Annotated in this window: 1 protein-coding gene; it reads left to right on the top strand. The window is 53.5% G+C overall.

Features of this window, described 5'->3' with window-relative positions; genetic code table 11:
* The first annotated feature begins 19 nt into the window (after nt 1-19).
* Nucleotides 20-556, top strand: coding sequence for a hypothetical protein (locus tag FYC48_RS27975; protein WP_160149726.1), 537 nt, complete (start codon nt 20-22; stop codon nt 554-556).
* Nucleotides 557-663: the final 107 nt, after the last annotated feature.

Raw genomic sequence — 663 nt, 5'->3', positions numbered from 1 at the left:
CCGTTACGCCAGGAATTGAATGACCGACGAGGGATATGAACGCTGCTGTCCTCGCTGTGACAATCGATTCGTCGCATCGACCGATCGCGGCATTTGTCCGGCGTGCCAACTTTTTAGCCGAATCGCACGAGATGGCACTCCAATAGGATTGGTTCGAACCTACGACTCAATCGAACTTCAAGATTGGCCATATGGACCGGTTGATGAGCAATTTGGGCTTGTGTTGCACGCGTTTGCTGACGGTGGCGGTCCACTTTTTGTTGCTGATCGATACGACGGTTATCCACTTCTTTCCGTCGTGCACCAACAACTCGCGGATCGCTTCGCAAGTCTCACAGAGGCCCTTCGGGGATTCGTCCCCACTTGCGAACTGCATACTTCACCCGATGACCTTGTTTCGCTGTCGTCTGTGTACTCGAATGCGACTCGGCTCGTCTCGTTAAGATGGTACGAGGGCGATAGCCAACGTGATTTGGTAGGATCCTGGACCAACGATGGTGGCTCTGTTGATGCACTTCTTGATTTGGACGCATTCTGGCATCCGGCATTGGCGTAACAACGCGATGCACGACGAGTCGCCGAGTTGCATTTATTGAAGTGGTTGATCTTTCGCGGCGACCGCGTGATCGCCAACGTTCGTCGCGCTACTTCACGTTCGTTGGT

The sequence above is a fragment of the Roseiconus lacunae genome (assembly GCF_008312935.1).
Classification (GTDB): domain Bacteria; phylum Planctomycetota; class Planctomycetia; order Pirellulales; family Pirellulaceae; genus Stieleria; species Stieleria lacunae.
This window is presented reverse-complemented; position numbering and strand designations above follow the sequence as displayed.

Excerpts from the sequence above, each read along its gene's own strand:
- FYC48_RS27975 (WP_160149726.1), top strand. The coding sequence starts at position 20 with ATGACCGACGAGGGATATGAACGCTGCTGTCCTCGCTGTGACAATCGA.